The following is a 25,282-nucleotide window of genomic DNA, read 5'->3' as shown; positions in this document are numbered from 1 at the left end:
TCCGCCACAGGGTCATCAATTAATCAGTTAAATCATGATCGTACATCCTTTTCAATATGAACCAGGCATCAGTCAGCGTAACCGGCTACTACCGGCCCTGGATGCTGCCTCCGCACCGATAGACGGGAGAAAGCTCGCGGACCTGCTCCATTACTTCGTACAAATGGCGCCGCAGATCAATTATTACCAATACAAAGATGCCTACCTGATCAACGACTGGCAGCCTTTCTTCCGGAACAGCCTCCCTTTTCTGCTGGCGCAACTGGCTAAAACAAATACCAGCCAGCTGAAAGATAATTTTGAAGGATATGTAAACCAGGTATATGAACGCCCCACAAAAGATACGCTTCAACTCCTGATCAATTTTTTATATGATGATGTAATTGTTCCTATTGCACAGTGGCAGCTGGCTTTTCATGGCACAGGACTGCCAATGGAACGTAGTATAGAAGCCATTATACAGCAAAAGCTCCGTACACCGCTGTCCCGGTTCATCCAGTTCACCAACGGCGCTGTGAAATGGTTCTGCGTTCGCCCCATCGATCTTTCACAGATTAAAAATGAAGAGATGTGGGGCATCGATCCGCTGTTTGCTTATCTCGAATGGAACGAAAGTTTTCATTACGCCGCCACCTCCCGCGAAAAAGCATTACTGCTGTTACAGGCTTACCAGTCCATCTTTCAGCCATTCCTGGATGCCATTGCCGCTATCGCCGCACTGGCGCCGGACAGTATCGGAGAAAGTTTGCAACCACTGAACGAAGCCTATAAAAAGAATCATACGCCACACCTGGGTCTGCTCTTTGCATTCCTGTACCTCTTCACACATGTACAGCAACAACTGAACGGGTTCACACAAAAACATCTCGATTTCTTCTTTCAACAGGTATTAAAACTGGTACCCAAACCCCTCACGCCGGATAAGGCGCACGTGGTGTTTGAAGTACAGCAACCTTTTCAGCAATACCTGCTCCCGAAAGGAACTGCCCTCCGCGATGGAAAGGATAAACTGAAAACAGATGTGCTCTTCCGGCTTGATGATGAAATAGTAGTAGACAATGCCGCCATCTCCAGTTTACTTACCCTGTATGTAAACCCGGTAACAGCATTCAAAAGAACATTGACGGATGGAGGCCAGCTTTGTTATAAAAGGAATTTTATCGAAGGACTGTATATCGCCACCAAAGCCAATATGGCGGATGGGGTAGACAAACCCTTCCAGGAAAATATGCCGAAGAACTGGTTTACCGCCGGTTCCCGCTACAGTAAATTTATTGCACCCGGTAAAGTACAACCGGTGCAGCATCCTTATGCCCGCCTTGGATTTATGCTGGCTTCGCCGGTATTACTCCTGCAGGAAGGCACCCGTAAAATCACGGTGGATATTGAGTGCATCCTTTCTGAAAACTGCGACGATAATGTGTTGCTGCAGGACAGCGATTACTTCGATGCATTGAAAATTATCCTCAAAAATAAATACACCTACCTGTCGGACGACCTGATTGCAAAGGCGGAAGAAATGGGTGTGGACGCCGCCACCATCACCATACTGCGGGATGCGCTTACTGATGTAAGATATGCTTCAGATGGCACACATGCGGTGTTAACGGACAATGGCGTAACGCCTGATCCACCTTTAACGAACATCAACGCATTGCCGGTAGCAGTAAAAGAATTGTTTAAGCCCCGCAGCGTATTGCAGCTGTTTTTCAGCGGTGCGGAAGAGTGGATTGCTCCGCCAAAGCTGGCAGACATCTCCATTGTTACACAACCCGGGGGGTATAAATTAACGCTGAAAGTGGAGCTGCCACCGGAAGTGCCCGCGGTTACTTTTTATGATAAGAAAGCGCTCAGTGGCAACTATAACACCACCTTGCCCGTGCTCCGCGTGGAAGTGGACCAGCAGGTGAAATTAAGTCTTGATGATATCCTGGTTGAAAAAGTGGGCGGGGATTGCGGCCAGTGCAAACTGGAACGCCAGCCAAAGAATACCGTAACTGCTATTGCGCTGTATCACTTCCTGCGCGACTTCCGCATAAAAAATGTATCTATCAAAGTAGATGTTTGCGGGGTGAAAAATGTGATCGTGCAAAATGATGAAACGGTGCAGGATGTTAACTCGCCTGTTTATCCCTTTGGTACCCGGCCAGCGCTGATTGATTTTGAAATACTGAAAGGTAAAAAGGAATTTTCTACCACTGCTAAAGGCCCCAGCTTTTACATTGGCTCTACAGAAATTTTCGGGAAGAAATGGGACAAGGTATATGTGAACATGAACTGGAAAGATAAACCAGCCAGTTTTGAAGCGTATTATGCAGGCTATGTCCAGGGCGGGTTAGCAGAAGCCGACTTCAAGATTAATAAATATGTTTTGCAGGATGGGAAATGGTTTAAAGAAAATACATCGGCAGAAGAATTGTTCACCAAAAATGAGGATGTGCCCTGTGATCCGCAGAAGATATACGATTACTCCATCGCTTTTGATCAGCCAACGGCAATAGATTTCAAGGATCAGTTCAGTCTTACCAGCGACAAGGTAACCCGGTACAATGCGGATACCCGTAATTACTTCGCTAAGATAACCCTCACCCGGCAGGACTTTATGCATAAAGATTATGCATTTGTACTGGCCCGCCAGATGACCGCCTTTAACCGCCTGCTGGATGATCCGAAAGATCCGAAGAACAGGATCGATACCGCTGCTTACTACAATTCAGTGGGCTCCCCGGTAGTATTCAATCTGAAAGAACTGAAGCAGCTGGTACAGGATACTTATGCAGATGCTTTAAATCTCAATAAATATATTCAGGGGCCCAGTGGTCTTGATGGCAGGATTCCATCTGATAGCATGTCGCCCCCCTGGGCCTGGACACCCACACCTGCGGAAGCATTAACCATCCGCTACATTTCCAGGGGGCCCAATCCACCGGACTTCCCCTTACGTGGCGGTTTTTTTCAGGGATTTGAAGGGCTCACCGAACTGGCAAAAGATATCAAAGAGAAGCTGGAAGACATCCAGGTATCCGTGGTAGACACCAACACACTGTCTGCCATCATCCCCAATGAACCCTGGACACCGGTGATCAGCCAGATTTCCATCGACTACAGCGCTACCGCTATCCGGGAAGATGTGCAGTTGCTGCACCTGTATCCTTTTGAAAATACTTTTAAGGAAGAGGTGCTGGATCTTGAACCCTCGCTGTTACCGGTATTTTGCGACGAAGGTACTTTGTTTGTAGGGCTTGATCGTTTGCAGCCATACGGCAACCTGAATCTCTTATTTCAGCTGGCAGAAGCTACGGCTGATTCTGAATCGGAAAAAGCGGAAGTGGAATGGTTTTACCTGTGCAGCAATGTCTGGAAGCCGCTTCGCAAAGGATTCGAGGTGCTTAATGATGATACCGACGGGTTAACCCGCTCCGGCATTATCAAAATAGCCGTACCCGGTGATATTAATATAGTCAACACCGTTATGCCTGCCGGTACGTACTGGCTGAAAGCCGCTATCCCCGAAAACGTAGCGGCCGTGTGTGAAACCATCGGCGTGCATACACAGGCCGCACTGGCTACTTTCACGGTGCTGCCTGAAAATGACCCGATGCGCCTGGGCGAAGTATTAAAAGCCGGCAGCATCTCCAAACTGGCAGAAGCAGATGCGCATATCAAAACCGTTACACAACTGTATGATGGCTTCAACGGACGGTTGCCGGAAGCAGCAGGACATTTTTATGTGCGCGTCAGTGAACAGCTACGCCATAAAGGCCGTGCTATCCAGTCGTTTGATTATGAAAGACTGGTACTCGAAGAATTTCCGCAGCTGTATAAAGTGAAATGCGTGAACCATACGCTGGGTCTCGGTGCCAAAGTGTACCAGCAAGACCTGGTAGCTGCCGGCGGATATGTAGTAGTAGCCGTAATCCCCGATCTGCGCCAGCTTGCTGCGGGCAACCTGATGGAACCCAAAGCGCCGTTAAGCCTGCTGGAAAAAATACACACCTTCCTCAAACAACGTTCATCTCCTTTTGTGCGGTTGAAGGTCACCAATCCAAGATATGAAAGAGTGATGGTCGACATCTCCATTCAATTATATAAAGGGAAAGATGAAAAATATTATACCGAAAAACTGAAAACAGACCTGCAGGAATTTTTCGCCCCCTGGGCGATAGGAAAACTGGATAAACTGTCGTTCGGACAAATCGTGCACCAGGCGGACGTTGTGAGGTTTGTGGAGCAACTGGATTATGTGGACTACGTAGAGTGCCTCACCATGCAGCATGAGCTGGAAACAGCGCCATCGCAGCATATGGAGCCGCATACGCCGCGTTCTATCCTCGTAAGCGGCAACATCACCGTAAGCACGCAGAAGAACGCCGTGGTTTGCCCGGATGTGGTAACGCGCATCCCTGAGCGGGAAACAGACTGTAATATTCCGGAACCCCTGATACCGCCATGTAACAATACACGGCCGGAATCGCCTGAGGAGCCGCAGGGCCCTATCATCAATTAACTACATCGTTATGGCTGAGGACACAAATACCAAGAATGTGATCATTAAAAATGATCCTGCTTTTCCACCGGAACTGGATTTTGAAAAGTTGCGGAGTGAAGGCATCGACTACCTCGGAAAACTTTCCGGCAAAATATGGACTGATCACAACGCACATGATCCGGGCATCACCATCCTGGAAGTGTTGTGCTATTCCTTGCTGGATATGGGCTACCGCACCAGTTTGCCGCTGGAAGACCTGCTCACCATGAATCCCGCAGGAAACGGGAAGGAAGATAATTTCTTCACGCCGGCAAAGATCCTCACCGTTAACCCGCTCACCATTACCGACTACCGCAAACTGCTCACCGATATCGATGGCGTAAGAAACGCCTGGCTGGAAATTGCCACCAATATCCCGCCGGAAGTGCATTGGTTTGGAGATGAAGGATTAGAATGCCGCAGCCGCAATCCGCAGCTGGCGGCCACCGGGGAAGATATTTCTCTGCTGGAACTGAATGGGCTCTATAATATTTTTATTGAACCCGAAACGCTGCCGGACGACAGCCAGGAAAGAGCAAAAGCGCTGGCTGACTTGAAAGAGCGTATCCGCAAAGCATTGATGGCACACCGTAATTTGTGTGAGGATTTTTATAAGATCACCATCCTGTGCCATGAAGAGATTGGCGTATGCACTGAAATCCAGCTGGAAGAAGATGCCGATGTAACTACCGTTCTCAATGAACTGGTGCTTCAGCTGTATCATCTCTTTTCTCCCCGTGTTACTTTTTATACCCTGCAACAGATGCTGGAAGAAAAAAAGGTGACGATGGAAGAAATTTTTGCCGGCAGGGCCTATGCCGCCGGAAGTCATGGTTTCATTGACACTGCCGAGCTGGAAGCGATCAAGCCGCTCCGGGAAATCCGCGTATCGGATGTATATCATGTAATGTTTGATGTGCCGGGCGTATCCACTGTTTCCGGTCTTAGTATAGCCGGCTACGTTACAGGCGACAACACGCCCGTAGCCAGCACGAACGGCACCGCCTGGATCCTGCCTTTGCTGGATGGCCACCTGCCGCTGCTGTCGCTGGTATACAGCCGGTTTGTGTTTAAACGCGGCAGCGCCACGTTTACTTTTGATGGTACCAACCTGCAGCAGTATTTAAATGCTTCGCTGTTGAATGGCACGAAAGTATGGTACAACCAGTCGTCCGCATACCTTGATCATGGAGTACCTTCCGGTTTTTACAGGGAGGACCTCGGCAATTACTATTCCCTTCAACGCGATTTTCCACGGGTATATGGTATCGGCAACGGGGAACTGGGCAACGATGCCTCCCCGCAGCGTAAAGTGCAGGCGTGGCAGCTGAAAGGCTTCCTGTTGTTCTTTGACCAGCTCCTGTCAAACTACCTGGCGCAATTGCAGCACCTGCGCGACCTGTTCTCCATGTCCCCGGATGCGCCCGCGCAAACCTATTTCAGCGGCGCCGTTACCGACGTGCCGGATCTCGATAAACTATTGCGTTTCCAGCAGGGCGGATTCTATGCCGATCTGGGCTGGAAACAGAATGATACCCTCATGCTGCCGGTTGGAAAAGAGCTGCTCAACGAACTGCATACAGGCGTTACCGTTAAGAAAGATGTAATCCAGCGCTGGCGTAATAAATACTACAGCTTCGATTATCTTTCTGCACGGAATACTGCAGTGGAACAGCTTTTACTGGATATGAGTCACCAGGGCAATACTACTAACATTACTACGTATCTCTATGGCGATGGCTGCTGGTGCTTTGTGATAGCCACTCCCGGCAGGGAATATGTATTGCTCGGATGCCGCTATTATCCTTCTCAGCAAAAAGCAAAAGAGGCAGCACAATCGGCCATATTCCTCGCCGCATACCCGGAGAACCTCCGTTCGTTCGGATTTAAAAATACCGCCAACAAGGAGCAGTATGCATTTGATGTGGTTTTCAGCCTGGCCGACTACCAGGGCTACCTGCAAAAGATCGTGGAAGATAAAACCCTGTATCAGCAGCGCCGCGAAACCATGCTCAATCACCTGCTCAGCCGCTTTGCAGAAACGTTCACCGATTATGCGTTGGTGTTATATGGTATCAGCGACCGGCAACAGGCTGCGGAAAAGGGTTTGCGCGCCAAAGCGAAGTTTCTTTCTTCCTATGATAAATTAAGCAGGAACCGTGGTAAAGCCTACGACTACCGCGTAAACAAATGGAATACGGCCAATACTTCCGGCTACGAACAACGGGTGAATGCGTTGGCGGGTATAGAAAGAAGTGACCGTCATTATTTGTGCCCGTTTATTGTTGGGCCTTATGAAACTTTTTTTTATGCAGAAATAAAAGATGCCGATAACCAGGTGCTGTTCAGAACAAGTAACTACGTTACAAAGGAAGATGCTTCTGCCGCACTGATCCATCTTGCGCAACAATTAAAACACCCGGAACAGCTTATCCGCACAGATGATCCTGTGCAGGGGAAGTTCGGTTTACAGGTGCCGTTGTCGGCAGGCAAGGCATTCCTGGCATCTCCCGCAGCTTCACCCGAAGAACGTGAGAGCCGGTTGCTGCAGTTACAGGAACATTTTACACAGCAGCCGCTGAATGGTACCGCGGAAATCAGCCGCTATGATCATTTTATTGAAGTGACTGATCCTGCCGGGAAACCGCTGCTGCATTCCAATGAGGCGTTCCCCGATCAGCAGGCGGCCATTGCAGCTACAGATGATTTGCTCGCCGATGTGAAGGAAGACGACTGGAACATCCCGCCAACACTGGATTTGCCGGTATTGCAGCTGTTGCCCGTAAACGCCACACATACTACCTATATCAATCTTGCTGCTTTCCAGGCAGATAATATTCAGCAGAAAGGCGGAAAATTACAGGTGCAGATCAGCATCGAAGAAGATGCGTTCATTATGTTTACTTCTGCATCGGCCGTAAAAAATGAGCAGCAGGCTACGGAAGAATTTCACCTGCTCCTGCAACTGGCGGCTACTCCTGCGGGTTATCTGGTGCGCCAAACCACCGATGGCAGGTATGAAGTGGTACTGGTAGAACGCAGCAACGTAAAAGCGATGCATCCTGCCTTATTCGATGAAGAGCTGCAGGCCGATAACACCGTACTGCATATACAACAGATTGTACAGGCGCAGTTATACCAGGTGTCTTACTCCCGGCAGCCCGCAGCGTGGAAATACAAAGTACAGCTGCAGGGTATGGAAGGAAAGCCTTACCTGTTTAACAGCGAAGAAGAATATCCCACAGAAGAGCTGGCAAAAATAGAAATGGACACCTTTATGGCGTCGCTGGATCACCTGGAACTCAAAGCAGAAAAGGGCGCCAAACCTGTTTTGCTGCATGCCGGCTTAAATAAAAAGATCATCATGCCCGCAGCAGCTGCAGCCGGTAAACTGCAGAGTGCTTTATCACTCGCGCAGTTGAGAAGCGGCGCCGCGCCGGCGGACATTGATTCCTATATTCATAGCACTGCTGTTAACGCAGAAGGCGCCTTTGTATACCGCGTGATCAATAAAACCGGTTGCTTTGCCCGGTTCCCCAAAACCTTTACAGACAAAGCGCCGGCCACCGATCGCCTGGCAGCCTTGCGCAGCCGCAACCAGCAGGGGATCGATTACCTGGAAATATGTATGGGGGGAGATGAGGTGGTTACCTGCGTGAAAGATCCGCAAACACAGGCCGTTAGCTACTATTATGTGATCCGCGGCATTGAAAAAATCTATCATTCACCCATCTATCCAAAAACAGAAACCGAATATTTCCGCAGTTATAAATCTTATAAATCTTCAGCAGAAGCACTGGCTGCATTTCGTCAGCAATACCTGCAACTGGTACATCTGGCCGGTAACCCCGCTGCCTATGGCAGCAGCATTATCCTGGAAGGGGATCCGGTAACGGATACCATCCCGCTGGCTATTGTACCCGCCGATACTATTACCCAATTCGGCGGGAAAGCCCAGCTGCTGGACATTGTGCCGCATGTCATGCGGAGCTTCCCTTATCATTGGCTGAATAATGTACAGCGACTACGGGTAAGCCTGTACGATATAACCAAAAGGGAAAAGATCTGGAAACTCTGCAACGGCTTTGTGGATATGGCCGCCGCCAGTGAAGCGCTGAAACTATTCCTGGCATTGGCCCGGTACGCCGGTAACAGCGGCGTACGGCTTAATGAAACGAGTTGCCGCTACCAGGTAGTAATGAATGAAGTGCTCTTGGAAAGTACCCAGCATTATAATTCTCTGGAAGATGCATGGGGCGCCGCAACGAAAAACGCTAACGGCGATTACGTGTACACCGGGCTGGAACTGTTGCTCGACGCCACCCGCCGGGGCAACAGCGCCTATTACGGATATGTAAAAGACGATGGCTGTTACAGTTTCAAAGCAGTGAAGAAAGGCTACCGGCTGGCAGTACACCCCTATGAATACAACACGGAAGAGATCAGGGGCAAATACCTGCAGCAACTACAAATGATCGGGTTGAAACTTGGTAAAAGCTGCCAGGTATCCCTGCAGGTAAAACCTTATTATGCGGGTAACTATTTCCAGCTGCAGTTAATCGCCAATGGTGAAGTGATATTGGTATCAGGACAGCAATATACGTCAGGTACCAATGCCGAAAGGGCGCAGGATGACTGGCTGTTTGAAGTACTATCGTTGTTGTGGAAAGACAGCAACTACTCCCTGAACATCACCACCAACCGGCTTGAACTGCTGAATGGCAACGTGGTGAGCGGCTATTTCAAACCGTCCGGTGACGCTGTGTTATCAGTGGATGACATGAAAGAATGGAAAACAAAATTGCAGCAAAGCGCGCTTTATTACCCGGTGCGCCGTGTAAAAACAGCCTTTGGTTATACTTACTCTTTCCGTTTATACCACGATGATTTCATTCCGGAAGAACCCTTGCCGGATGAAAACAGCGGATGCGCCTGTGATGCGCCGCCACCGGTACGTAAACCAGGCGCCATCATATGGGAAAGTGCAGAACAATATGAATGCCTGAATGCCGCCATCAAGGGCTTTTACCGGTTCTGCGCAGCATTGGCCATCCCCGATAATTACAAGCCCACTCTTGGCGCAGGTTGCGGCCCGTTTGGCATTGAACTGGTAGACGGCACTTATGTGCTCGCCGCCAATCCGCAGTGTTATCCCACCTTGCCTGCAATGGAAGATGCCATTGAGCGCACCTCCGCCGCCATTAATGATGAAGGCATGCATGTAGTGGAACACATCCTGCTCCGGCCACGTGTAGCGGACGATTGCCAGTGTTTACTGCCGGTGAAACCTGAACCGCTTTGCAGGCTGCCGTGGGAAGAAGAAGTGGTTGGCTATGATGTAGATCCGGAAGATGCGGTGTTTAAAACAACGGTGGTACCGTTTACGGATCCTTATTCCTTTGTGGCCACCATTGTGTTGCCCGGCTGGCCCGTGCGTTTCCGCAATACCAGCACCCGCGCCATGATGGAAAACCTGCTCCGCAAAGAAGCGCCTGCGCATGTGCTACTGAATATACTCTGGCTCCGGCCACGCAGCTTCTGCGAATTTGAAACCCTCTACCGCCGCTGGTTGCAGCATCTCGCTTGTAAACCTGTTTGCGGCGATGATGCACATATTCAATGCTGCCTGATCTGTTACCTCTTCGGGCAAACCGATATTATGGATGCAGTACCTGATACGGCTAACGATCCGGATTGCGAACAGATTACGCCATCGTGCTTCGACGATAACCGGAAGAACAAACTACCGGAAGCAGATTTCGGGGATTGGATCAATCGGCTGTTCCGCAAAACTTGCGACATGCAGGAGATCGATTGTCTCTCGAATGAAAGCACGCCGCCACCTGGAAGGATCCTGGCGGATAAACGGAACATCGCGCCTGCAGCAGCACCGCCACAACCGGTGGAAGCTGTTACCACGCACAGAAGCAATTCCCCGGAAGATGTATTGCTGCGCGACCGGAAGGGCCGTCAGCGTATTTCAAAGTACAAACAACAAATCCTGCCAGTAGATGCCGATAATATTGTAGACACAGAAGCATACGACCGCACCGGTAAATTTATGGAAGCGGGCCCGCTGGATATGCATAAATACAGCACGCTGGCCGACTTCTTACTAAAAAAGATGCCGGCCGGGAAAAAAGCAGCCGCGAGTGAACAGGCGCTCCTGCTGCGCAATGCCACCTGGCTTTGCCTGGATCAGCTCCTGCTGCGGGTGCCGGTAAGCATTGCCGCACACGAAAAGAAACAGCTGCAGCAAACATTGCGCAAAATGAAAGACAAAGGAATCAACCTCGCGGCATTGGCAAAAGACTGGAAACCGGAAGACCTGATCTCTGACGAAAATGAAGACCTCGTAGCACAATGCCTGCGATGGATGAAATAAATAATTATGTTGCATAAGATCCGTAAACAAACACTCCTGCTGACAGTGCATAACAAAGACACTGTTTTTACCTGGCAACACCAGGTAACAGCGCTGTATTGGAATAAGATCATCCCTGCACTGGAAAGGCTGTTCGACAGTCATAGCAGCGACGACACCGTTATTTATATAGACCGCCTCGAGATTGACCTCGGAAAAATCAAGGCCGCCGATCTTAACAATGATCATTACGTAGCGTTGCTGCTGGAAAAAATGACCGCTGCATTAGCCACGCTTCACGTAAAAGAAACGCCGCGTAAATCCCTGCCGGAGCACACCTTTGATCAGTGGTGCTACTACATGGAACATGGCACACTTCCCTGGAATGCCGCACGGCCCGGTGATGTGTGGTACCAGCAGGTATTACAGATATTGGCTACCAGTCACGAGGCGATTACCACACTCCGCAAACAACTGTTGAATAACCCGGATTATCTCCGCCGCATCCTGATGCAGCATTCGCCGGAATTTATTACGCAGCTGCTTGCCATCATCACCGCCAAAAAACAAGACAGCTGGACGCCGGTAATTCATCAGCTCTATGACGCCTACCGCCTGTTGCAACTCACGCACAAAGGCGGCATGAACCGCCGAACTTTTGAACAGGCATGCTGGTATGCGTTGTTAGTACAGGCAGCAAAGGACCCCACTGTAAGCGAATCTGCGCAAATGAATGAACTGTTGATCGGACAGCCGGTATTTGTTACGCAGATCCCGGATCTGATAACGGTATGCCGCAACAACAGCTGGGATAAATTATTAGCTGCCGCTACTTTTTTCAACACACAACATACTGCAGCGCTGCCAAACAAACAGGCGGATACGCCATTAACCAATGAGGCTTCCGCTGATGCGGAAACAGGTACATCTGAAGAAGAAATATCAGAACCCACTACCGGCGCCCATACTTATTACGTGGTAAATGCCGGGATCATTTTGCTGCATCATTGGTTGCTGCCCATGTTCCGCCAGCTGGAATGGACCGATGGTAAGCGGTTCCTCAATGCAGCGTGTAAGCAGCAAGCCATTATGTTGCTGCACTACATGGCAACAGGCCAGACGGAGGCGGACGAATTTGAAGTGGTGTTGCCGAAATTGTTATGTGGCTGGCCGCTGAAAAGGCCGCTGGATACGAAGCTGGCGCCAACAGAAGAAGCGATGGAAGAAGCTGACGGACTGATAGAAAATGCTATCAGTCACTGGAAGGCATTAAAAAATATTTCTGCAGATGGATTACGGGAAGGGTTCCTGCAAAGGCCGGGAAGATTGATCACCGGCACCGATAAGCATCAGCTGCAAATGGAGTCGGATACCATCGACATCCTGCTGGACCGTTTGCCCTGGAACATCAGCATCATCAAGTTAAAGTGGATGAAAATACCACTGCATGTGCAATGGCGGTAAGGAGCATTTTTATTTGCAAATGAATTAAAAATATCCAGGTGAGCATAAAAACATTACAGCCCGCAAATATTCAAAGAGAGGCCGCATCGCACGCCTCCGGCCTTAAACAGCCGGCAGCAACCCCTTTCTGGGGGAAGCCCGCGGCGCAATCTTTTTTCCAGCCCGCCATCCAACGTAAATGTGCTCATTGCGAAGAGGAGGAAAAGAAAAGCAACGTGCAGCGGAAGGAAGCCTCTCCGGCCGCCATCTCCCCAACAGCAGTAGAAAGTAATATCAACAGTACCAAAGGACAGGGAGAAGGATTGAAAGGAGATACCCTGCAGGAAATGAACGGCGCGTTCGGCGCAGATTTCAGTAAGGTGAAGATCCATACCGGCACCAATGCAGCAGGACTTAACCGCCAGCTGAATGCACAGGCATTTACCACCGGCAACGATATTTATTTTAACGAAGGAAAATATGCTCCCGGCAGCAGCTCCGGTAAACACCTGCTGGCGCATGAGCTGACACATACTTTACAACAGGGACAGGGAACAACGGGTATAGCGCGGCAGGTAGCTCCGGTGAAAGAACACGGGGACCTGTCGCAGGTGCCTGCAACACTGGCTTGCCCCGTGGATACCAGTACTCCGAGGGTGGAAGACAGCTACCCCTTCACCGTATCTTCTTCCGGCTTATCGCCTGCGAACCAGCGGCTGATCAGCGGTTTTGCTGCTAACTGGCATCGCCTCGGCGCCAGTGCTACGGTAAGGATAGATGGCTTCGCCAGTGTGGATGGCTCCGATCCGTTCAACTGGGAGCTGTCGTGCCACCGCGCGCAGGCAGTAAGAGATGAGATGATCACGCCATCTGATGGCAGCCCGGGCATCGGCGCCGGGTTTATTTCCATTTTTGCACATGGCGAAACCAATCACTTCTCCCGTACCGATCCGGTGGCCAACAGGGTAGCCGTTATCAGTTCGGTAGTGCCTGTACCACCGCCGCCACCACCGGGTCCAACGCCTCCCGTTACTCCTGAAAGAAAATGCGGCCCTAATGTTACTTCAGAAATAGCAAGGGTATGGGCGCAGGTACAAAGTAATTTCAACAGCTGGGGATTCACAGATAAATTGAATGCCTGCCGTTATCTCATACAGCCTGTGATTGTAGGCAGCGGCGGACCAGAACTCAATAAAGACGCATTTGATACATTCGGCTTATTCCTGAATACCGCCGGATGGACACAGCAAGGCCCTTATCATCCGCCATGCGGCGTACCCGGATCAACCGGTGATCCATGCTGGTCGCGGGATCCATTGCATGAAGCAGACGATGTATGCTCCAATACGGTGCAAACAGGAAGTGGCTGCTGGAAATCAGGCACCGTGAATTATGGTACTTATGGCATCATGATGCGCCTGTGCAATGGCTTTATTTCCCCGATCGGATTTTTGCCGCCGCCATTCGGCATGTTGAGCGGCGCCTTCTCCTATGCTTCCATGGTGGCGCTGATCACCGCCTATAAGCTGTACGACCACGAAAATCCGATGGATCCTATTGCCTGGGCAAGCGCCACTTATAATGGCGGACCATCGGGCGTTCCTTCCGGTGGCAACAAACCAAATTGCCCGGCTACCTGTAACGTACCATTTACAACCCCTTCATTTGATTATGTATGGGAACCTGTAAGACAACGGTCATCACTAAACGCCGCACCTTACGGATACCCCTGTACAACACCGTAATGAAGACGACTTAAATAGTATTGCATGAAAAAATCTCCGAAAACGACTAAAAACAAATCTGCAGAAAATGATAAACCTTTTTTCAGTAAAGCTGAAAACGGGGAATCTTTTTTCAGCAAACCCGGAGACAATACGCTGCAACTACAACCGGCTGATACAAAAGCCAAAGATGCCGCACCCACCGCTGCTGTGGCAGATGCATGTAAAGCCAGCAGCACACCCGAATCCAGGTGGGCCAACGATAACCCCGGAAAGGTATTTGGTGTGGAAGACAGATCCTCAGGTAAATCAGAAAGTAATGAACTTATTTTCTGGAACTATTGTGTGGGAGAAGCAGCCATGCGCGCCGCCCATCGTGAACGGCTAAACGAAGTGGCTGACCGTTGGGTAGAATTATTAAAGAAAGATAGTAATCTGAAAGTAAAACTGCAGGGAGCTGCCAGTACCTCCGGCAATGCGGACAGTAACAAAGCCCTGGCTGCACAACGAGCGGGCATCATCAGAGACTTCCTCGTTGCAAAGAAAATTCCTGACAGCAGGATTGTAATAGATACAACATCGAGCCCCCGGAGTATGGCGCCGGAAACATCGCCGGAAAACCAGGCCCGCAACAGGAGAGTGGAACTGTTCCTGTTCCGGTCTACCCCCGTGGTAAATAAACTGCCACCCTGGGTGGATGTGCAGGTACAAAACCTGATCATTGGTCAGCAGGGAGTGCCCACGCCCAAGCCCACCTTTAACGAAACAGATAATTTTTTTGCGCGGAATCATTTCTCCATGAAGGCATCGGCAGACATCACCCTTACCTCGCTGGGCGGTACCGGCGTTGGCTTTTCGCAGGTACTTACAAGAGATACGCTGATGGCGCAATACAGCGATAATACAGGTCGTACGCTGGTGCTGGATTATGGCAACTGTAACCTGCTGCCCTGCAAAGACCTGGAGAATGCTACCAGTCATTTTGCGCTCGATGGCCTCAGCATGTTTAACTCCGGGCCTGGTACCACTCAAGGCAAAGTAGCCATCAGGGACCGCCCCGGAGCCGTGTTCCCATTGCATTACCCGGATTCCAAAACAGGGCCGTTTCATCTCACCCATTATTTCTGGATGATGGATTTTACCGTGATACTTGGGGTTAGGGAGATGGGGGCTTTCATTCCATTGAACCACGCCTTCTGGAGCGTGGCCGCATCGGAAGATGTGAATATTAAAAAGAAATCAGTAAGCGGTATGGCGCCTATTTCCGTGGTAAGCGACTGGCAGCCCGGTATGGCGCCGGGAATGAACCTGGAAGCCATTTACGCCGGTCCCACCTGCAGATATGTGAGACGATCAGAACAGGTTACCGGCAAGGAAAACGTATGCAGACCTACCGAAACGTTTGAATAAAAGCTTTTAAAAAGTGGCAGCAGTAAATACACAGATACAACCACCCGGACTAAAATCTTCTGCACCGCAGCAGCGGGAGGGGCCATTCTTCGGTCCTGCCCCTGCGAAAGATCCTTTCTTTCAGCGAAAGCAGCAGCATGGAGAAGAAGACGGTACCCTGCAACGGGAAGCCACAGGCAGCAGCACGCCGGATGTAACACCGGCAGTTGAACAACAGCTGTCGCAAAGCAAAGGTGGCGGAGCGCCGCTGCCATCGCGGCGTAATGAAGAAATGAGCCGCGCTTTTGGCACAGATCTCAGCGGCGTCCGTATCCATGAAGATGCCGGTGCTGCGGATATGAGCAGGCAACTGCAGGCAAAAGCATTTACACACGGAAAGGATATTTATTTCGGGGCAAATCAGCGCAATGACAGTGCAGAAGGCAAGCACCTGCTGGCGCATGAGCTGACGCACGTGGTGCAGCAAAAGCCGGCGCAGATGATTTCGCGGGCGCCTTTGCTCTATGATTATACTACTGTACGGAGGAAAAATAAAAAGCAGTTGTTGGGAGATGGTACAGCGGCCAACACCGGTATAACGCTCAGTGAATTTACCAGCTACATCCGGATACAGGCGGATTGGTTTGCACATCCTACGCTGGGGAAAGCCGACAGGGATGCACTATGGGCGCTCATCGCTAAAAATGAGAGTGGAGATCATATTCAGTCGGGCGCCGGAGATCTGAAAATGAAAGACCTGATACCGCTTCCACCGGCAGATTGGGCAGCGCTGGCTACCTTTGGGCATGGTTGTCACCGGGACGAAACGGTTATCATACTGAATAGCGGGATTCCATTGGCCCGCCGCATCGCATTAGGCAATATGATGCAAAAGATGGAAGCGCTGATTGGTGGTAAAGTGATTAAAAGAACAGTATCTGAAAATCAGCTGATTGATGTGGAGGCCAACCCTGTTTTATGGGCCAGGATTACTACCTACTGGAACTTCTTTCATCCGCACCTGCAAAGGGTGTATGAAGTGAAGCCAGGAGAAAGGGGGTCGGAGTTTCAGAAAATAATAAATATGTTCACCGCGCAATCGCCGGTTGATTTCTTTGCATTACTGGGCCGTATACGCAACCTGCATCGCTTTAGCATAGCTGCGCTCAATAAGCTGAAGAGTAACTTTACGGATTTCTCACATACGCTTCCGTTGCACCTGATCATTCAAACAGCAAATGATGCCGGCGCTTTCCAGGATGCTGCTCCTAAATTTGAAGACGTTATTAATACTTCCCCCAACCTGGTGCTGATGCTGGAAGGCCGGGATTCGCTGTTGCAGATCCAGACGGAAATACCCATTATTGCCCAGCGGTTTGGTAAGAAAGATGCCAAAGGTAATTTTAGTATAGCACAGGTGATCATTGCAGGGCATGGATCTCCGGAGAGCGTGCAGCTGGCAGGAACCAGCGCTCCGGGCATCGTAAAGGGACGTGTGGAGTATACAACAGAAAGTCTTGATATCAGTAATGCGGCAGCAAAAGCCAAAACACAGGCGCTGTTGGATGTACTGATCCAGAACCTTGATCCGGCCACCGCGAAAATTGTATATGCAGGTTGTCTGGTGGGCGCCCACCCGGTGCCTGTTGGCACTGCCGCCGCCAATGTACAACCTCATATCGCTGCTCATCCGAACCTGGGTGAGTTCACACAACAACGTGGTGTGGCGAAAGGCAAACCGGTACAGGTAGAAGCTGCCCGTGCATCGGTCGCGCTTTCTGAAACGAGTTTAATGGACCCGGTTACCAAAGACCTGCATATCACTTATCCATTTGACCCGCAGGCGTTTGGTACTGCAGCGGCATATCTGGCAGCAGGTCATGAACCGGAAGGTACCATGCGGGCCGCCGTGGAAGTAGCCGCCACCAACCCGATAGTCGCCTCTAATTTGCTCCATTCCCGTTTAGGCTTTGGCGTTATATCAGATCCCTGGTGGGATCAGTGCGTGATTGCGATGGTAAAAGTGGCATTGGATGGCGTACCGCTGGGCAGCCCGGTAAGTCTTGCCCGCTTACTGGAGCTGGCTGAAGTAGCCCACTTGCCTTTCCTTAGTGGCTTTGGAACAGACTTTGGCGTTTCGGCAGCCAGTTTCGTAAAAGACGTAAACCCATTGGGCTCCGCACCCGTTATTTATCGTGAGTCGCTCAATGTACCCATGATGCTGGCGCCGGCAACAAATGATCTGCGGCTTGGCAGGTTTGCTATGGAGCAGGCATGGTTTAGCCTGGTTGCCGGAAGGGAAGCGTCTTTCATCACATTTTTGAATGGCACGCCTCCTGATTTTGTGCGGCAAATGGAAGTGCATCTCGACAGGGCCGTTATTGGTAAATATGATGCTACCCTGTTTGCGCCCGCTGCACCTCATACCGCCGGCCGGATCAAGCTGGCACTTGCCTGGCTCGACCAGGATTCAACGAATGCGTTGGTGACAGCATTCTTTAATACTGAAATTACAGACACGCCCACCGGTCCGGTGCTGTCCGCTGCTGTTATTGCACAACTGGCAGGAAGAGGCTCCGATGAAATACTGGAGGCTCTGGGCCGGTTAGCGCCTGCGCCCATGGGCCGCAAGCAGGCAAATGCACAGATACCGGGAAGAAAAAGAAATACCTTACTGATAGAGCCAAAGGCATACGTCGCCACGGTGACCTCGGTAATAAAACTCCCTGTATTCAGAGGCCCCGGTCCAAAACATACCGGCATTGGCTGGGTAAACCCGGGAGATTCCTTACAGGTAGCCGGCTTCACCGATGCATGGGCCGCATTTGATTTTAAAGGCAAACTGGGATATGTAGATAAAACACAGATTACCCCTCCGTAACAAATCACTTTATACAAACACCCCGTGAATAAATGTTGTTATAGGAAGTAGTGCAGCAGTTGCACATCTCCCAAAAACAAAATGATAAAAAGAAAGATGAAGAACTGGAAAACATTAGCAGGTAACGGCGGCAACAAACTGGTGCTCAAAAACAACTATATCATAGCTGCCTCATTGCACCAGGTAACCGTATGGAAAGAAGATAAGCCTTTGCTGCAACATCATACGGATACGCAGCAGCCGGGCTTTCCAACGCTCATCGGCGATCAGCTGTATTGGGGCACAGGCGTTCTCGACCTGGCTGCCAATGTGCGGCACGAAATACCTGGTATGCAGGAAGCTATCAGAACGGCAGGTGGACAATACCGGGCGTCTCACGGTAACGAATACACGCCCAGTGTTTTTGCATGGGCGCCGGACGGCAGCGTTGTGGCGGTATCAGTGCAATGGATCGGTAACCCCGGTCCGCCCCCCGCAAAGGTGCTGCTGCTGGATAAAGAAGGCCACCTGCTGCAAACCCTTTGGGAAGAAAGCAACCTGCCGGTGGCAGCGTTGTATATCAGCGATAAATGGATCCTGGCAGGCACATCGCAGTTCCGCGTGTTCGACAAAGAAACATTTACAGCTACCATCATCCCGGAGCAATTGCCCGCGGTGAGAATTGAAATGACGGCAGATGAAAAACAACTGCTCCTGTTACAGCATGATCACATCGGTTTGTGGGATACTAGCACCGGAAAGGAAATGAACCGCTGGAAAGGAAACTGGAATGACGCCACCATCACACCGGATGGAAAGTATATAATAGCCGTTGACTTTGAAGGTAAACCGTTTCTTATCAGCACCGCTGCACCACTTGAACAGCAGCAGATAGACGCCCCCGGCGCTATCTTCTCCGTGGCGGCAGACAACGAACGGCTCCTGGCCTTTTTTATGCATGGTGCCGTTGTGAGAATTACTACATTATTATAAATGAAAAGATGATATGTCAACCCCGACAACACTCGTAGTGCAATGGAACCAACTGGCAGTGGAAGCGATCCGCTGCTCGGCAGTTCCGCCGCCACTGGCCGCACGCGCACTGGCTATGGTGCATACCGCCATGTACGATGCGTGGACAGCCTACAACCCCTGTGCCATCAGTACCAATACCGGCGCCTATATCAAACGCCCCAAAGAAGAACACAAAGCAGCCTATAAACGCAAAGCCTATAGCTACGCTGCCTTCCGCGTACTCACGGAACTGTTCCGGTTAATATTGCCACCGGAAAATAAAAACATGTTCCATGATATGATGCTGCATCTCGACTATGATCCGGGCATCACTACCCTGGATATTTCCAAAGCAGCAGGTATCGGCAACCTCGCCGCCCGTTGTGTACTGGAAGCTTTTGCCGGCGACGGCGCCAACGCATACGGCACCCTGCAAATGCCTGCCTGGTCGGATTATACAGGCTATAAACCGGTGAATACGCCGGAGCAGCTGAAAGAGCCAGGCCGCTGGCAACCGCTGTTCATCCCGGATGGCAATGGGCATTTTAAATCACAACAATTCCTCACGCCGCACTGGTCGCTGGTACAACCTTTTGCCTTACAACGCCCGGAACAGTTTCGTCCGCCGGTGCCTTATATGCCCGGCAGTACAGAGTTTCAGCAACAGGTGGACCAGGTGATCGGACTCAGCGCAGGCCTGACAGACCTGCAAAAAGTAATCGCAGAATACTGGTGGGATGGCCCCGGAACAGTAACGCCACCCGGCCACTGGTGCCAGATCGCACAGTATGTATCCAATCGTGATCAGCATTGCAATCACCAGGATCTGAAATTGTTTTTTGCACTCAGCAACGCATTGCTGGATGCCAGTATCGCCTGCTGGGAAAGCAAACGGCACTATGATGCCGTGCGTCCTGTTTCAGCCGTGCGCTATGTATACAAAGGGCGCACTATAAAAGCCTGGGGCGGCCCGGGGCAGGGCACTAAAGAAATAAAAGGAGAGGAGTGGATACCATTCCAGCCGGCAGCAGCTATCACGCCTCCCTTTGCAGAATATGTTTCCGGTCACAGTACCTTCAGCAGCGCCGCAGCATATATCCTGGCGCAGTTTACCGGCGGCGATAAACTGGGCGCCACCGTGCTATGCAGCAAAGGCAGTTCGCTGATAGAACCGAGGCATACCCCTTCAAGGGATATATCATTAAGCTGGAATACCTTTTCAGAAGCGGCCGCACAGGCGGGCGTATCGCGGTTATACGGCGGAATCCATTTTGCGCGCGGCAACCAGGAAGGGCAATACCTCGGTCAGAAAGTAGGAAAGATTGTATGGGAAAAAGCAAAGTATTTTTTCAACGGAACATTATGATTAACTGATTTCTTATGACGGTAATATCGTTGGCTATTCAGAAAGGAGGTTCCGGCAAAACCACCACCGCTATTAACCTGGCTGCCGCGTTGCAGCTGGCGGGCAAGAAGGTGCTGCTCGTAGATGCCGATCCCCAGGCGAACCTCACGCAGGCGCTGGGATATGCCGAAGATCCGGCGCAACACCTGTACACTGCACTGAAAAAGGAGATCGCGGGAGAAGAGGCGTTGTTGTCGCAGGTAATCCTTACCTCACCATGCGGACTAATGCTCATTCCGTCGTCGCTGGACCTCGCAGGCGCAGAACTGGAGCTGGTAGGCATGTACGGTCGTGAACAGGTGTTCAGCTGGATGCTGAAACCTTTATTGCCGCAGTTTGATTTTATATTGATCGACTGTCCGCCTGCCATCGGGATGCTCACCGTAAACGCACTGGTGGCCAGCGATTACGTATTGCTGCCACTACAGGCAGAATTTCTCCCGCTGAAAGGTGTTCGCAGTTTTATGTATCATTTTGAGAATATAAAAAAGAAGCTGAACACCAACCTTGAAGTGCTCGGCATTGTTTTAACCAAGTACGACGACCGTAAATCGATGAACCGGCAGGTGTTAAAGCAACTGGAAACAGAATACAATGGAAAAGTGATGGATACGTATATCCGCTCCAATATTCAACTGGCCAAAGCTCAGGAAGCCGGCATGGATATTTTCAGCTTTGACCCCGTTTCGCATGGCGCAAAAGATTACCGCAGACTGGGAGAAGATTTTCTAAGCAGAATAAAATAGTTGGTTATGTTTGATAGTAAACAATCTTTACCCGCCGCCGCTTCCGCGAAAGAACCCTTCTTCAGCGGCGTGCAACAAAAGAAAGATAATACTTTCTTCCAGACAAAATTATCCGTGAACACACCCGGAGATGCCTTTGAACGCGAAGCCGACTCCGTAGCCGATAAGGTGGTAAGCGGTGGTGGTGGCGCAGGCCCGGTAGTACAGAAAAAAGACATCAGTTTCGTTCAGCGGCTGGCTACTTCCGAAGCAGAAGAAAAACTGAGTACCAACGACGCCCGCATGCGCCGTGATAAAGATATTCAAACCAAGCCCGAACTGCAACGGAAATGCGCTGCCTGCGAACACGAGGAAGAAGGTAATGTACAAAAGTCCGAAGCAGCGGCTGGCGGCGGCAGTACTTCCGCTACGCCACAGCTCTCCGCACAAATTGAAAGCTCCACCGGTAAAGGCAATCCCATGAGCCGGCAAACGACGCATGAAATGCAGCATAAATTCGGTGTGGACTTCAGCCATGTTAACATCCATACAGGCGCTTCGGCTGTACAAATGAGTAAGGAACTGGGCGCGCAGGCATTTACCCATAAGAATGACGTTTTTTTCAATGCAGGAAAATATAATCCTGATACCAGTAACGGAAAGCACCTGCTGGCGCATGAACTGACGCATGTGGTACAACAGGGCGCTGCCAAAGAAAAATCAGCTACACAACCAGGAGGGACAAACATATGAGTAAGATCAACAACACGGTATCTCCAAAGAAAACAACCGCGAAACAGAAGATAACTGCAGCGCCTATTGCGGAAACCACTGCGATGGCGCCGGAACTTGCCTATTTGCAGGCATTGATCAATTATCAGCTGGGCACCTACTTTAAAAAAGAAGGCACGCCTTCCAAACCACCTGCCGTACCCGCCAGGGCCACGTGGCAAATTGTAAGGCCGGAAGCCATGCAGCAAAACAAATGGACTGATGAAGAACTCACCTTATTACTGATTGCACTGGTACCGCATATCCTGCCGGAGTTTTACGACACCGCTATCCAGCAGTTCCTGCCACAGGCCGGCGAATTCCCGCAGTTGGGAGGTGTGCGCGGAAAACAATTCCGCGGCTTCCTGCCCACCGGGGAAACAGCCCTCTTCCTGCTGGCCGGTACGAACTGGAAAAAACGCCTGGAAGTACAGGAACTGTTTGAGCCGGATCATGAATTTGCGCTCAAAAGAATATTATGGCTGGAAGATGTGCAGGCAGGAGAACCCCTGATGAGCGCCCGTATCATGATGGACATCGACTATGTAAATCTCTTCATAAAAGGAAAACCCGGCAGGCCGCATTTCAGTATGAGCTTCCCCGCCCGGCTCATCGCCACTGAACTCACCTGGAACGACCTGGTGCTGGATGAATCCATTATGGTGCAGATCCGGGAACTGGAAACATGGCTGCATCACAACGATCAGCTGATGAATGAATGGGGCATGAAGCATAAGCTGAAGAAAGGCTACCGTGCATTGTTTTATGGCCCTCCCGGTACCGGCAAAACTTTCACGGCCAGTTTACTGGGCAAATACACCGGCAGGGATGTATATAAGATTGACCTGTCGATGGTGGTATCCAAATACATCGGGGAAACAGAAAAGAACCTCGAAACACTTTTTGCAAAAGCGGCCGACAAAGGCTGGATCATTTTCTTTGATGAAGCAGACGCGTTGTTTGGTAAACGCACCAGCGTAAGGGATGCACACGATAAATACGCCAACCAGGAAGTATCTTACCTGCTGCAGCGGATAGAAGATTTTAATGGCCTGGTAATACTGGCTACCAATATGAAAAATAATATTGACGACGCCTTTATCCGTCGCTTCAATGCCATCATACAATTCCAGGTGCCCGGAGAACGCGAGCGGGCAGCTATCTGGCAGAAAACCTTCCCGCCAAATGTAAAGTTCCTGGATGAAGAAGATATTCCCGGTAAAGTGAAGAAGTATGAAATCACCGGCGGAAATATTATCAACGTAGTACAATATGCCTGCCTGAAAGCGCTGGAACGCAAATCAGCGCTGGTTTCCCTGGATGATGTGGTAAACGGTATCCGGAAAGAAATGAACAAAGAAGGAAGATCATTTATTATCTGATATCCGTATAAGTGAACTGCACTACATTTTCCGGCGTGCCCCCGGTAGCACGGTAAAATTCCACGGCATGTACATCGGTGGTGACTGCCTGTACAAAAAAAGTGGCGTAGTTATTCTTCCGGCAGTAGTCCGCGAAGGCGGACAGTAAATGCTTGCCAACCCCCTTTCTCTGAAAGTTGGTATGCACCGCAAAGTCATACACGTATATCTCCGCTGACCGCGAGTAGCAGGAGGGGAGTACATAGGCGGTAAGTCCGCCTATAACGGCATTTTCATACATGGCAACAAACATAATCAGGTCCTCTCCGCTCAACAGGTTTTTGAGATAGCTCTTATCGGGCATTTGAAAATTTTCCATGTCAAATACCGCTTCATATACCTGGAGCAATTCAACAAATTCGGCGAGGTGATGCGTAGTTAACCGCTGCGTGGTAATATTCATGGCTATTGTTTGATGAGTGCTAATATGCTATAATGTAACTATTTTTTCCGGCAACCGTCCATACCAATTATTTACACCCGTTCCCTTTTTTTTACTATTTTCCTTATTATCTATATAGGCTGCGTATGATTAACTTAAACCTTAAAGCTAAGGCGCAAAACACAAATGTAACGCCCTTTAACAGGGATTCCTACCCTGGAATGGCCATTCACGAAATGGGGACGGCGGATTACGCCGTGAAGGAACTAAAGCGGCAACAATTGTAGATTAACTTTTTATTAAGCCGGTAGAGATCTTCTGTGAATTGATTTACTTTCACAGGATTATCCTGTCTATCTCTGAAAAAAAATAAATACCTGATGAACCGTTTATTATTAGCCGCCTTATGTGCAATCAGCCTGCCGGTAGCTGCGCAGCAAAAAACACCTGTCGACGCTATCCTCAATGAGTTTCAGCATCACCCGGAACACATCATGGTGGCGGCACACCGCGCTTCCCATAATAAATACCCGGAAAATTCCCTTGCTGCTGTAAAGGAAACTATTGGACAGGGAATAGACATAGTAGAAATAGATCTGCATGAAACAAAGGATCATATCCTCGTAGTGATGCATGATGAAACTATTACCCGTACCACGGGCAAACCGGGAAAAGTAAGGGATTATACCTACCAGGAACTGCAACAGTTTCCTTTGCTGTTTAAAGGTCAACCTACCACCGAAACCATCCCTTCGTTTGAACAGGTGCTGAAACTCACCAAAGGAAGGATCATTGTAGATGTGGATTTTAAAGAAGAGAGTGAATCCGCTGCGAAGCAAGCCTATTCACAGATTGCGGCGCATGGCATGGAAAAACAGGTGTTGTTCTTTATTTATGATCATCATACAGCGCCCACCCTGCACAGCTGGAATCCGAAGATCCCTATAATGCCCCGCGCGCACAGTGTCGAGGAAATAGCAGCAATACAACAGATGGCCGCAACGCAGGGAAAGTTCCCGGTGATTCACGGAGATCCCTCTTTTTATTCTGATTCCCTGATGAAAAGTATCACCACCGCGGGCACACGGGTATGGATGAACGCTTTGGGAAAGTATGATAAACTGGAATCAGAAAAGGACGATACCGGTTTTGATCAGCTGCGTAAAGAGGCCGCTTTCGCCAATGTGCTCCAAACGGATTACCCGGAGAAATTACTGGCTTACCTGCGCAAAAAAGGTTTGCATAAGTAGCAACAA

Annotated in this window: 13 protein-coding genes; 12 read left to right on the top strand and 1 reads right to left on the bottom strand. The window is 50.1% G+C overall.

The genetic code is table 11. From position 1 onward, the window contains the following. Positions 1-34: 34 nt before the first annotated feature. From V7S65_RS09995 to V7S65_RS09945, 11 genes are all read left to right on the top strand, one after another. Entirely contained in the window at positions 35-4,507 is a 4,473-nt protein-coding gene (locus V7S65_RS09995) for a hypothetical protein (protein WP_336388365.1), read from the top strand. A gap of 10 nt (positions 4,508-4,517) precedes the next feature. Further along, entirely contained in the window at positions 4,518-10,913 is a 6,396-nt protein-coding gene (locus tag V7S65_RS09990; RefSeq protein WP_336388366.1) for a hypothetical protein, read from the top strand. A gap of 6 nt (positions 10,914-10,919) precedes the next feature. Beyond that, positions 10,920-12,356 (top strand): contractile injection system tape measure protein, encoded by a 1,437-nt coding sequence (locus tag V7S65_RS09985; RefSeq protein ID WP_336388367.1) that lies wholly within the window; start codon positions 10,920-10,922, stop codon positions 12,354-12,356. Positions 12,357-12,394: 38 nt separating this feature from the next. Next, positions 12,395-14,080, top strand: coding sequence for an eCIS core domain-containing protein (locus V7S65_RS09980; RefSeq protein WP_336388368.1), 1,686 nt, complete (start codon positions 12,395-12,397; stop codon positions 14,078-14,080). Positions 14,081-14,104: 24 nt separating this feature from the next. Beyond that, positions 14,105-15,469, top strand: coding sequence for an OmpA family protein (locus tag V7S65_RS09975; RefSeq protein ID WP_336388369.1), 1,365 nt, complete (start codon positions 14,105-14,107; stop codon positions 15,467-15,469). A 13-nt stretch (positions 15,470-15,482) separates the two neighbouring features. Beyond that, entirely contained in the window at positions 15,483-18,329 is a 2,847-nt protein-coding gene (locus V7S65_RS09970) for an eCIS core domain-containing protein (protein ID WP_336388370.1), read from the top strand. A gap of 96 nt (positions 18,330-18,425) precedes the next feature. Then, positions 18,426-19,301: a hypothetical protein gene (locus tag V7S65_RS09965; protein ID WP_336388371.1), complete on the top strand. Its 876-nt coding sequence runs from the start codon at positions 18,426-18,428 to the stop codon at positions 19,299-19,301. A gap of 13 nt (positions 19,302-19,314) precedes the next feature. Continuing rightward, on the top strand, positions 19,315-20,688 hold the full coding sequence (locus tag V7S65_RS09960; RefSeq protein ID WP_336388372.1) for a vanadium-dependent haloperoxidase: 1,374 nt from the start codon (positions 19,315-19,317) through the stop codon (positions 20,686-20,688). Between the two features lie 14 nt (positions 20,689-20,702). Continuing rightward, positions 20,703-21,473, top strand: coding sequence for a ParA family protein (locus V7S65_RS09955; RefSeq protein WP_079472156.1), 771 nt, complete (start codon positions 20,703-20,705; stop codon positions 21,471-21,473). A 6-nt stretch (positions 21,474-21,479) separates the two neighbouring features. Beyond that, complete coding sequence (locus V7S65_RS09950) at positions 21,480-22,205, top strand: eCIS core domain-containing protein (RefSeq protein WP_336388373.1); 726 nt, start codon at positions 21,480-21,482, stop codon at positions 22,203-22,205. Further along, on the top strand, positions 22,202-23,605 hold the full coding sequence (locus V7S65_RS09945) for an ATP-binding protein (protein WP_336388374.1): 1,404 nt from the start codon (positions 22,202-22,204) through the stop codon (positions 23,603-23,605). Before V7S65_RS09950 ends, V7S65_RS09945 begins: the two co-directional genes overlap by 4 nt. On the opposite strand, the gene V7S65_RS09940 is transcribed toward V7S65_RS09945, so the two are convergent. Then, entirely contained in the window at positions 23,598-24,047 is a 450-nt protein-coding gene (locus V7S65_RS09940; protein WP_111578369.1) for a GNAT family N-acetyltransferase, read from the bottom strand. The genes V7S65_RS09945 and V7S65_RS09940 overlap by 8 nt on opposite strands. Before the next feature lie 359 nt (positions 24,048-24,406). On the opposite strand from V7S65_RS09940, the gene V7S65_RS09935 reads away from it, so the two are divergent. Then, positions 24,407-25,276, top strand: a complete 870-nt coding sequence (locus V7S65_RS09935; protein WP_336388375.1) for a glycerophosphodiester phosphodiesterase family protein — start codon at positions 24,407-24,409, stop codon at positions 25,274-25,276. The last annotated feature ends 6 nt before the right edge of the window (positions 25,277-25,282 follow it).

The organism is Chitinophaga sp. CCNWYY40, from assembly GCF_037483205.1.
In the GTDB taxonomy this organism is placed as follows: Bacteria; Bacteroidota; Bacteroidia; order Chitinophagales; family Chitinophagaceae; genus Chitinophaga; species Chitinophaga ginsengisegetis.
Note: the sequence above shows the minus strand (reverse complement) of the source record. Positions and strands in the feature narration are given on the sequence as shown.